General features: G+C 35.8%; 9 protein-coding genes. All 9 read right to left on the bottom strand.

From position 1 onward, the window contains the following. Positions 1–2: 2 nt before the first annotated feature. Positions 3–1,028: an EpsG family protein gene (locus FTU01_RS13210; RefSeq protein WP_180139496.1), complete on the bottom strand. Its 1,026-nt coding sequence runs from the start codon at positions 1,026–1,028 to the stop codon at positions 3–5. 54 nt (positions 1,029–1,082) lie between these two features. Next, positions 1,083–1,457 carry a M15 family metallopeptidase gene (locus tag FTU01_RS13205; protein ID WP_257233748.1) on the bottom strand — a complete coding sequence of 125 codons (375 nt, stop codon included), beginning with the start codon at positions 1,455–1,457 and terminating at the stop codon, positions 1,083–1,085. Positions 1,458–1,486: 29 nt separating this feature from the next. Beyond that, positions 1,487–1,792 (bottom strand): hypothetical protein, encoded by a 306-nt coding sequence (locus FTU01_RS13200; protein ID WP_180139490.1) that lies wholly within the window; start codon positions 1,790–1,792, stop codon positions 1,487–1,489. 2 nt (positions 1,793–1,794) lie between these two features. Beyond that, positions 1,795–4,302, bottom strand: a complete 2,508-nt coding sequence (locus FTU01_RS13195) for a hypothetical protein (RefSeq protein WP_180139487.1) — start codon at positions 4,300–4,302, stop codon at positions 1,795–1,797. 59 nt (positions 4,303–4,361) lie between these two features. Next, on the bottom strand, positions 4,362–6,008 hold the full coding sequence (terL, locus tag FTU01_RS13190) for a phage terminase large subunit (RefSeq protein WP_180139484.1): 1,647 nt from the start codon (positions 6,006–6,008) through the stop codon (positions 4,362–4,364). After that, positions 5,992–6,330, bottom strand: a complete 339-nt coding sequence (locus FTU01_RS13185) for a hypothetical protein (RefSeq protein WP_180139481.1) — start codon at positions 6,328–6,330, stop codon at positions 5,992–5,994. The genes terL and FTU01_RS13185 overlap by 17 nt, the downstream gene beginning before the upstream one ends. 68 nt (positions 6,331–6,398) lie before the next feature. Further along, positions 6,399–6,851, bottom strand: coding sequence for a hypothetical protein (locus tag FTU01_RS13180; protein WP_180139478.1), 453 nt, complete (start codon positions 6,849–6,851; stop codon positions 6,399–6,401). A 77-nt stretch (positions 6,852–6,928) separates the two neighbouring features. Then, positions 6,929–9,490 (bottom strand): hypothetical protein, encoded by a 2,562-nt coding sequence (locus tag FTU01_RS13175; protein ID WP_180139475.1) that lies wholly within the window; start codon positions 9,488–9,490, stop codon positions 6,929–6,931. Between the two features lie 15 nt (positions 9,491–9,505). Next, positions 9,506–12,019 carry a phage tail tip lysozyme gene (locus FTU01_RS13170; RefSeq protein ID WP_180139472.1) on the bottom strand — a complete coding sequence of 838 codons (2,514 nt, stop codon included), beginning with the start codon at positions 12,017–12,019 and terminating at the stop codon, positions 9,506–9,508. Positions 12,020–12,083 lie beyond the last annotated feature (64 nt).

Raw genomic sequence — 12,083 nt, 5'->3', positions numbered from 1 at the left:
AATTAAGGAAGTGGTTGGAAATACTGATCAATAATTTCTGGAGTTTGTAAAAATAAAGAGAGGTATAAACTAATGCTAAAGTATATAAAAGCAAAAATATAACCTGTAATTTTATTAAATCTCAAACTTAAAATTAATGGAATAATAAAAATTTCTGAATATGTAAAAATTGTACCTAACCTTCCACTTAGAATTAAAAAATCATAAAATCCTAATCGAATACCTACACCAATTACATATGTAAGAATTAAGAAATCCAGTATAATATTATTGGTGTTTGATTTTGTTCTAAAAAGTAGAAAGAATAACAATAGCGCATATGCACGTAAATTTACAGGGTGTAATAATCCTCTTGATTCTTCATATGTTGAATAACCCGAAAGTCTATCAGAGAAATCAAAAGATATTCCTGAAAAAATCCTACATAGTAATATGGTAGAGATAAATAATATAATTGCGATTATATAGTAGTATTTGTTTAGCTTTATTAATAATTTAAACAGTATATTTTTAAAGAAAATAATAAATGGAGTAGCTACATTATGTATTGAAACAGAGATTATGTAGAATATAAATGATTTAAAGTGTTGTTCATTTTTGATAGCAACTGAAATGGAATAATATGCAATAGCGATTGCTAAACCTTGTCTGATTTGTGCCCATTGATGTAGGAAATAAAATGTAGGTAAATAACAAAAAAGAACAACAACATTGTTTATGCCAAAGTTGTCTGATGCTTTTTTTATAAAAATGAATGTTAGAAATGCATAAAAAAATAGAAAAAAACTAAAATCAAAATTTAAATACTTAAAAAAAGCATTTATTAATCCAAAACCATATTCCATGTAAGTTTGATCATAAAATGTACTTGGGTTAAGAGGTATTCTATCAATTTCATTATATAACGACTTATAATTAATAGTATCAGGTGTATTTCCTCTCATTGCAGTTATAAAAGAAAAAATAATGGCAATAACTATAAATAGTACAGATCTTTTTTTCACTACAAATATATTATGATAATTCATAAAGACACTTTGGGACGCTAGGGCAGACAAAATTTGGTTTATTATAACTACATATTAATTGTATTTGGACCAAATTAGTTCAAAATGAGGACCATCTTTAAACTTCTTCCAGTCTCCACCCCATGTAATCGGTATTTTGAGTTCTGTAGCTGCTTGTTTCATTGCTTCAGCAATCAAGTGGTAGTGTTTCCACTCCCATGAAACGCTACTTTTTTCTGTATCTTCAGATACGACCCAGGCTGCAAGATCTACTGCATGACCTGTAAGATGTCTGCTATTCATGGTTGTTGTTTTCTTTTCTTTTAATAATTGAGCTTGTCTTTCTTTAGTTCTAAGTCCTTCTATGACTGTAAAATCAACTTCTGTGAGTTCAATTGCTCTCTTGACCACTTTAACCAGGTCAGGATGAACACCTTCTAAATTAGACAAGCTCCTTTTACCGAGCTTGAATCCCATTTTTATTCTTGTTCTTTATCTAATTTTAAATTTTTAATGTTTTTATTGAGTTGTCGCTTTAAATATTTGATAACTAATTCAGATCCTAATGTACCTAGAACTGCTGCTGCACCTACTACCGCAATAGTAGGTACTGAAGCCCAAATCAAAATAGATCCAGCCATTAGGCTAGTTGTGCCGTTAAGCACAGCTTTAGCTCCAATGACCTTCCATGTATCTTGATCTGAAGTTGCAACTGATTTAGCTAAGTAAATTATGAAACCAATACCAAATAGAAAAGCTGATAAATAAATGTCACCTGTTTTCATTGTTATACACCTAATACCTTGCTTTTCCATGTATCAGGTACAGCAATACCCTTATCAGTTCTGCTTAAAATATTTGTATCTATTGTTCCCTGTGAATTTAGAAAACTTACAGAATGAGGTGAGCCATTTAGATAATTGGAAGATACCAACATTGATGAAGAACTTCCGATTGTTGTTACACCGTATAGAGATACATTCAAGAAGGAACCACCATTCCAAGAAGGATAAACAAATGCCCCTCCATTAATAGTCAGTGTTCCACTCTCTATAGTTATTGTATTTTCACCTGTAGTTGACCAGAATATTGCATTTTCAATTAAGCCTGTTGTTACCCCTTTTGTTAAATTACAACCTGTTAAAGTAAAATTACTTCCTGCTAAGACAATTGCATTATTATCACCACCCTCAACTGTTATTGTCGGTTTATTAACCAAAGTTGATCTAATTTCAACATCACAAGCAATTAAGTGGCGTTTTATAATTGGGTAAATACCTTCAGCTTGTATCTTAATTGTCCAAGCTTCCTTGTTTGGAACTGTAATGGTTTTATCTCGTTGATCATAAGTATTTTTTATTCTATTTATAGCTTCATCTAAAGTTAATAATGGTTGATATACTCCATTATTGGAATCTGATCCTGTTGCACTGACATAAATAACATTGTCTGTATTGTGATACTTAATACCACGAACATAGTAATTATAAGTCATTGGCATTGATAGAACTGAGTTCCATTGACTAAATTTTTTAATACCTGTAATCACATTATCTTTAGTAATACCATTTACGTATAGCTTACCATTTGCACCTATAAGCATGTCGTAAGTATCACCATAACCAACCCAATCATTAATTGTGATGGTACTTGTATAACAACCTAGCCCAACAATAGTATTTACTTCTGTATAAAGCGTTTGAATTGAAACATCACCACTAGCAATGACAATACCAATGCTGTTATGTTCTGCGACTATTGAATCTGAACAAAGTCCAAAGCTATATCGAGAAACTACGCCAAATTTTACATTTGAATCATTCCATGTAGTATCTGTATCGGTATCACTTGAGAAAAAATTAAGAAAGTTTTGATAGTTAAGTGGATCACCTTCTAGTGCATTGTAATAACCATCAAATTTGACCCCATTATTGTCACTTAATAATAACAAGCCACACTTATAGGATAATGTTCTGCAATTAACATAAGATTGCCAAGATGCATTTAACATTACTCCATAATCAAATCCATGCGTATAAACTTCAATCCTTGACTGAGGACTATTTTGAATACGTAACCCCATGTGCGTTTTTTTACTTGCTACAATGCTAAAATCATATAACTTTAATCCATGAGTAGCAGAAACTAAGCTGTTATCATAATCAGAACCGCTTGAAATAGCATTAAAAGGTACACGAACTCCACCTGTGTTCCAATTAGATGATGATATAGCTGCTGTGTTTACGTCCTGAAGATCGGCATAAATCACTGAAGCATTGACTTGAACGCTATTACTATTGAAGCCTAGCATTCCTGTACCTCTAATAGTTGTGTATGCACCCACCCAAATTGTTTGTGTAATTCGATATTTTTTAGCAGATAAAACTAAATTTACTCCACCTCCTTTTTGATTCATTACGGCTACGGATGTATCCCAAATTGTAGATGAAATAAAATCTAAGGCATGTTGTATTGCACCAGAATCATCGGTTATACCATCTGCTTTAGCCCCTGCCCATTCAGGTTTTACGTTAAGTTCATCCCAAGTACGCACCCAACCATTGAAGATAGTTATGCCATTGTTAACTTTTGATTTATTGCGGTCATAAGTAAAAGTACCACCGCCTAATCCAAGTCCTGCATGGTATGACTTCACATATACAGATTGACCATCTTTAGGGTTTTTTATAGAAATTAGATCTAGTATTGATTCAACTATTTGTATTGTTTTTTCATTAATTTGTTTTTGCGTATATTCGCCATCTACAATAAAAGATGCATCCCATCCTTTATCTACAGCAATTTGAGCCAAGCGTAACATTAAGTAATTGTAATAAGTTTCGAGTTGGTCTATAGATATACCTTGTGCCTGAATCTCAGCTAACAATGTATTTTTTAATTCATTATCTTGAATGTCTACATAGTCTTTAAGATCAGAAATTTTGTTATCTAAAATCCAATCTACAACACCTAATTCTTGTAACTTCAACCAAATTCGATCTATATCTTTATTTAGAACTTCAGGTCTAAATGTGTTGTTATAAGTTGCATAAGTTGTTGCTCGATCTGCTGTAGTTACTCTTTGAACTTCGATTACATCCCCTTCATTTGGAGTTGTATTAAATAAGATAGAGTTACTATTTTTTTCATAACTATAGTCTGTCTTATGTACAATTTGATCATTCTTTTTAACTTCAATATGGTCTTTATCATATACATAGAAGCCCAAAGCATAACTAGCTTGTAAACCATTAGCTGTAAAGCTTTGGTAGGGAAATTGATTCTCTACTGTCATTGTTATTATTATTCCTAATTAGGTATTTATTATTATTGTTAGCTCAGTTAATAGAGCTATTAAAAGTCAAGCTTCATCTCAGAATACTGATTAGATGCTTGCCAGTTATTGTTGTTGTTATATGTAGGATAGTGATTGTGTGTTCCAATACGGATAGGCTCTGCTGATATAGCACCAGCTAAACTATCTACATAATCGTCCTTGTTATTGGTGACAGAAGGATCAAACAGACGCATCTCTTTTACTTGAGGACTATCCATTCCATTCAGCTTTAAAACTGATTGATGGGCGTATAAGTAGCCACTGAGTAAAGGAGCTTCAAGTGTTCCTAAGATACGTTTGTTCTTGTTTTGAGTCTCATGTAATTCTCTGACACCACAATAGATATTACGTTTCTTAAATACGGATCTAAGGATTGAAGGTACATGACCGCCAATGCCGTTAGTCTCAACAATAATGGAAGGCAATTTAAACTCTTCTACGATGTCTGCTAATTGATAAGCCTGTCCACCTACAATCTGCCCTTTATCATCTGTAACTGCTATTTCACCTGTTAGAGCTACTGATCTATGCCAGTACAATTTACCGACTTCATCCTGAAGGACCAAAGCAACGGCTGATACATCTGATTTAGTTTTGCCTGAACTTGGATCTAGTTTAAGAGTTGCAGATACAATCCTTTTATCTCCTAGCATCATAGTTGTATGACCATTGGCTTTATGCCAAGTAACTTCTTCGTTATAAGGGATCAATCTGTCTGGATCGAGTCTAATCTCTCCTACAGGTTTTGCATGTAATTGGTACTGACTGTCGAACTCATTAACTGTATTACATTCTTTTCTACGCTGTTCCATCACTTCAGAAGTGAATCTGTCAGACCATAGAGCATCTGCATACACATCTAATAAGCCATGTTTAGCTGTCAGCTTAATTAGGTAGTCATGTTCCCTTTTCTCTACTTTGTAGTCGTCATATTCAACTAATAATTTAGCTTGTGTACCGATACCACTAAACAGATATTCAGGTTTAAATGTTGTTGAGACTTCTAGTTCGCCTGAAGTAAATCGAGCTTCATTCTGAAACATACGAAGCACTAAGCAGTTAGCCCCTGCTTCTTGGATCTGTGTATATAAGCTATCAAAACTGTGCGGAGTACCAATAAATAGACGTTGAGATCCAGGCACTAGAATATGGACCTGTTCTGATAATCTGTATCTAAGCTTTTCCCTAGATTCAGGAGTAGCTGTAGTTGTTGGAGTCTCTACGTCATCATTTTGAATGAAAGTAGAACGTGCGCCTGTTACGTTGGATAAGATACCTCTAGCATGTAGTGAGCCATGCTTAACATCTGAAGAGCCTTGTACCCACCACTTCTGTGTCTCACCTTTTTGTTTTTGTTTATTCCACGTTAAGGGATGTTTTTCTAATACCTGTTGAGTTCCACGACTACACTTATAAGCATCTGGATCTGTTGCCCCTTGATGCAGTATTAATTCATCTGGATTCTTATATAGTCTGTAAGCGTTGTATACGTCCAAAATTGTGGACTTTGCATGACCACGCGGCATCATCAATAAACCTAGTGATCCGAAGTCTTCAAGCCACTCACAAACTGTTATATGGAAGTCTGGGATCTGCCATCCATTGACTAGACCCCACATCAAATAGAACTCAACAAAGTTAGCTTTACTAGCCTTCTTTGCCATCCTGTTTAGTTACCTTTTTACGTTTAGACAGTTCTTTGCGAACTGATAGAAGGAGCTTCTCAGCTTCAGCTTCTTTTTGTTTTTCTTCGTCTTCTGTTGTAGTTATTGCTTGTGTCTTGTTACGTGCTTCAATTAGTTGCTCGATACGTGCTGCAATGGCTAATGTTTGGTTAGCAGATTTATAAATCCATGCCGCATTGCCACGCCCAATTTTTGTTTCTTTATCTTCACTGTTACCACGTTCAACTAGATCAATGGTATCTAGTATCGCTATCTCCTGAATACGGACTAGCTCACTCTTATATTCTTCAATTTTACTCATTATTATTAGTTCTATTAATAGCTCTATTATTATTGTTATTTAAAAGGCTAGAATGACCTAGCCCCGAATTATTGTTTACAAAATCTGTTATCTATTCTGCTATCATCGACTAGATCATCTTGACTTCCTTGAATACTTTTATACTTTCCAGTAGCGTAAAAATTGACGGTGTAATTAAGAACTGTTCTTTTATAGCAATCAATTTCAGAGAAAATCATACTGTATCTATATTCTGTATCATATTTTGGAAAAATACTTTTTGAGTACTCTACAATTTTATTATTGTGATATTTATTCCAATCTTTTGCTCTTATCGCTACACTTTTAGACTTATGATCTGCACCATTAGACACAATAATCATGGGTGCTTCATACGTCTCTTTCGTATGTTTTGCTAATATTGCATCAATTGCTTTTACGTCCATTTTTATTGGTATTAAGTCTTCATTTGTTGGTAATGTTGCTGCAAAATTCGTAGAACTAACAGTTACAGCGAGTATCGCTAAAATTATATTTTTCACAGTTGAAATGATCTTATAAAGAAACATGTATTCTAAATATATTCTTATAAAAATGTAAGTTATACATTATGTTAATTTTACTTTAAATTAAAATCAGGTACATGCATCTCATCATTATCAAGATCCCACCAGTAGCTCATGTTGTAGTTTGATTCTTGTCTTCGTTGTTTACGTTCTCTATATCCTTCATCGAATAGTTCCTGCATCTCTGCAATTACTAAACGGTCAAATACGAGTCTTGAATACCATAAATTTTGGAATGGTATGTTGTTCTTAATCGTATTCACAGCTTCAGCTCCATAGCTTGAATCTCGTTCTGATAAATAAGCTTGTCCTGCTCCAGTAGCCATTGTGCCAACTGACATCACATCTTTAAATGCGGCAGGAATGATAAAGTCCTTCACACTACGTTCTGTTGGATCTGCTGTAGCAGAAATTGCATCAGCCAAAAATGAAGCCGCCCCACCTTTCACAATGGACTTCATATAGAAGTCTAGTGTTGTAGGATCATCTAAATCTTTACCTTGTGTTAGGTTTTGGATCTGACTTACTAAAGCTCCCATGACTGTTGTATAGGCAAACAATTTAGCGAAGTACACAAACTTTTCTTGTGGTGTACCTTGAGCCATTCCACGACTCCATTGACGCATAATCATGGCAAGCGGAAATTGTTTAAACTGCCAGAAGAAGCGACTTAGTTCATTCGTTACAGTTCCACGTTCACGACCTAAGCCCATGAAAGTAGTTTCTCTAGCACCGACCTCAAGCACACTGGCGTTTGTCTCGCTATAAATGTAATTATAGTATTTGTTAGCTAATTGCTCTTTTAATCTGAAGGCTATATCTGACAACTCTTGAGCTGAATATCCTGTTCTATCTACTTGGAAGGTATCTAGGAATAGATCATCTGAAGCATTAAATATGTCTTTATTGGTGACAAGCTTTTCACCACTTGGAGCTTCAGTTCTATCTATTTGTTTAAGTAGAGTCCAATCATCTTCTTTAATACCACCACCTTCTAGCATCTTCTTATCTTGTGGTCCTAACTGATCCCAAGCTTTAACTGAGTTCAGATTAGATACATGGTGCATAAGACTTGCACCGAAAGCACGTTTAGCTGAAGCTGTAATATGGTTGAGTCCTGATGCTCTGATAACTGCATTAGCTATTTTTCTTGTTTTGGTATTAGCTGAAGCTAGTTTGGTTGAAGCAGAAGCCAGGTCATCATCACCGAAGCGAACCAAAGCATTGGTCATTTCCCTTACGCCTAAACCAATACTGATAGCGAAGTCTCTTTCTTCTTTATTAGCAAACTGTTTTAGATGTTTACCGAAGACTTTTGAATAAGCTATACCGTGCATCTCTGAAGCTAGTTTCATAGTTGCTTGATCTGAGAAGGCTGTAATAAAAGCACTACCCATCTTGGTAGCTACGGTCCATGATCTAAGCATACCGCCTACTTGAGCTAAGTTACTGTCAATTGGAAGAGCTTGTCCTGCCAATTCGTTATAGTGCTTGTCTACAAGTGCTGCTTGTTTCTGAATCTTACGATGCTCTTTAACGTACTTTGGATCTTGCATCATCTTATTGAGCAAGTCATGTCCTAGTTGCTTTACGAGCTTTTCAGGATTAGAGCCAAAAGATTGCATCATACCTATTTCCGTACTCATTCTACGGATATGGTTACTGAGTAAGTCATGGAAATTAACTTCTCCAAACTGCTCTTGATACGCTACCCAAGCATCCGCATCTGCAAAGTGGACCTCACGATGATGTTGATGTAGAGCTTGCATATTGAAGCCTACAGGTAGATCAGATTCAGATTGAACAGCATGAGCTTGTACTGAAGCCTTGTTATGTCCTTCTGAAGCAATAGTTTGATAGACAGCTTTTAATACTTCTTTGACTTCAGCATCATTCATTAACTTGCCGTTTTCGTGCCTGTATTTAGATCTATCTACCATTGGGAAAGTAGTTTTAATCCACTCCCCTTCTCCTGCCTGAATGACTTTGTAATGACTGTGAGATTGAGGAATACCATAGTTAGCAAGCTTCTTAATATCACCGCCATAACGGTTATAGTGGAGTCTGAGCTGTTCTAAAACATCTTGTACGGATTTAGCTAATCCTGCTATTTCAGCATCACCTGAAGGCTTGCCAAAGATCTCTTTAACTAGAAGTTTTACTTTATCTGCATCTATCAGATAGCCTAAGCCTTTTTGAGTTTTGGTAAATACGTCTGCTAAAGCTCCCATGTACCTTACTTCCACAGCCTGAATATTGTGTTCAACTGATTGGATACCAGATTGATCGGTGTGCATAACCAATTTGCGATTCAGGGCTTCTAATGGGTTGAGCTTTGAATGAGAAGTCAGTTCATGCTCTAAGGCTTCACGGATCTCAAGATCATTGATCAGATTAGTTACTTCTTTAATATGCTGATCTGTATAGTTCTTAATTGCTCTGTCAGCGATAGCTTCAGCACGTTCTTCGTCTGACATACTCTTCCAGGCTTTGATGTCTTCTTGTGGGAGTTCACGACTAGCTTTAATAAATTGTTGTTCTAACAAGTCTGCTTCTTTATCAGATAGCTTTCTTCCTATAACGCCTTCAACGGCTGTTCTACATTCGTTCTTCATTCATTACTCTTATTATTATGCTGCTTGTTTTAATGCACACTTGGCTAAGGTACTCATTGCTTTAGCCATCATTTGTATATTGTCTTGTTCACGGATTAGCTTGTCTTTCCATTGAGCTGCTGTCAGATCTTCACCTGTCTTTTTAGATGAGATAACTAGGTCAGGATTAGCAACTAACTTATCTATTGTTTGTTGTCCTTTTGGAACTTGTGAAAGGTATCCAAAAGCTCGACCTTCATCAAAAATACGATCTAGGGCAGTTTCTAGCTCTTTATTGCCTTTATGATCCACAAAATCGCTTCTTCCTGAACGTCCTACGTGAATAAAATTCGTTTCATGTGCATGATTAACCGAACGAGAGACGTACGTGCCCCTATATTGAAGCTCTTGAACTAAGTTTCCGTCCTTATCTGTATAAGATCTGGTCAATTCTTTGTGAGACTTCTTATTTTCCCATCTCTGTTTTTCTTTCCATTCAGTAGCAATAGTTGAATCAGGCTTAAACTCGTTATTATTTGGATTGAGTAAGTCGTCCTTAACTCTGACACCTTTTGCTGTATGTGGAATTGGAGTCTGTTCAATCGTTTCAAATAGTTCATTTAAGAACTTGTCAGAATCAGGATCTAGTTCAGGATTATGAACAGGTCTAGGTACGTCTATTTCTGATTCAGGTACTAAGTTGCCATGTTCATCTAAAACCATACTAGGCAGATCAAGCTGCTCTGTTGTCAGATCACCTACTATTTCGTTCCATGCTCCTTTTTGATGGAAAGCATTAACGTCATAAGCTGATATAAATGTTTCATCTGCATGTGGAAGGTTGTCTAAATCTAGTCTGTCTACTGTGCCTTCATAACTTGATTCAGGTTTAATAGGAGCTTGTTCTACTACACTTGCTTCTGTTGTAGATTCAAAAACATGGCTTGTAGGTTGTCCATCTACCATATTTGAATAGTTATTAGCTGTAGCTTCATGGGATCTCCAATCGAAAGCTTTACCGCTAGACAGTTTGTTCTGCCCTCTAGCCCATCCAATAACTGTACCTTTACCACCTAAAGCAGATCTTGCTTCGTCATTGGTAATATTTTTCTTGTCCAGGAAGTTAGCTTTCCATTTAGGATTAGCTTCAATCTCTTTTCTTAAAAACTCAAATTGAGCCTGTAATGATTCATTGGTCTGTTTAAATGTTCCATTTGCATTTACTAGCCCTTTAGCTTTCATATGAGCTTCTAAAGCTGTAGCTCTACTACCTTGCCAACTAAAAATACCACCATTCTTTTTACCGTTCGCTTGGTCTGTATGAAAGCCAAACATGGTATTAGGATTGAATCCATTTTCTCGACCAACTTCACCAACTAATGCTCTAGCTTGTGCAGGAGTAAATCCTGCTGCTTGTGCAAGTTGATATGTATCTTTAACTAGCTGATCCTTTTTAGGAGCTACAGGAGATTTAATATCTATTTTAATAGAGGTATTGTTAGCTGTATTATTATATGTAGTTTTTCCTTTATTTCCTGCCATACGAGCTGAGATATTAGCAGCCATTTTAGCTGTTAGTTCATCTAGTGTCGGCTGTTTATTCTGATTAGCTTGAATATGCTTTTTAACGTCATCTAATGTTTTAAGTTTGCCACCTGTAGCTTCAGATATATTGACCTTCTCTCCTTTCATAACCTGTTCAATCGCTTGATTCAAGTTAGCTTCATGTTGAGCTAAATCATCTACTGTTTCTGCAATATTAGGCATACTAGAAATATCTGCATCTGCTTGAGCCTGTTCAACTGTAGCATTGAAGTCAGCTTCAGCTTTATGTACTTCTGCTTCAGGTAAATCTGCATTCCCTTTAGCATTCATATAACGTCCTGCTGCAAAGAAAGTAGAACCAATACCTAAGTTCATAAGGATAGCTGTAGGATCTGTAGCCATGTCTTTATACATAGCACCTTGTTTTTCATATCCCTTACTATCTAAATATGCTCCTTCGGCATACGTTAAGCCTTGACCAACTGCTGTAGGTGCAACAACAAGAGCTGCATAGTCAGCCATTAATGACTTCTTAAATACATTGGATACAGGTAGAAATGCTAAAGCAGCATTGGTAGCACCATAAATATTAGATGCTGTATCTGCTGTATCTTGATCTACGCCAAGTTGCTGAGTCAGTTTTGTATGTTCTGAAGCTCTTGTACCGAGTCCTACAGTAGCAGCCATACCATAAGGACCTAATGGTGCGCCTACTGCCCCTGCTGATACAACTTCTGTAATGCCTGAAGCGATATGTCCTGCTGTGCCTTGATTAAGCGGAGTAAAAGCTTCATTCGCTTGTTGCATACGTTTATCTGCAACTTCATCACCTTCTACAAAACGACTAACAGCATTGGATACGGATGTCACACCTTTTGCGACACCAGATACTGCACCTAATCCAAAGTCTGCCAAAGCACCACGTTTATATTTTTTAGGATCTGTTAGTTTCGTTTCATCGAAGGCTATGTCTTGTTCTGTAAATTCACCGCTTAATAAGCCCATGTGTTTTCCTTGTTATTTTATTATTTTCATCATGTAAGGTTTTGCTGTCTTCGGATTCTTCATT

This window comes from Acinetobacter sp. YH12043 (genome assembly GCF_013419915.1).
In the GTDB taxonomy this organism is placed as follows: Bacteria; Pseudomonadota; Gammaproteobacteria; order Pseudomonadales; family Moraxellaceae; genus Acinetobacter.
The sequence above is the reverse complement of the archived record's forward strand: the minus strand, read 5'-3'. Positions and strand labels throughout refer to the sequence as shown.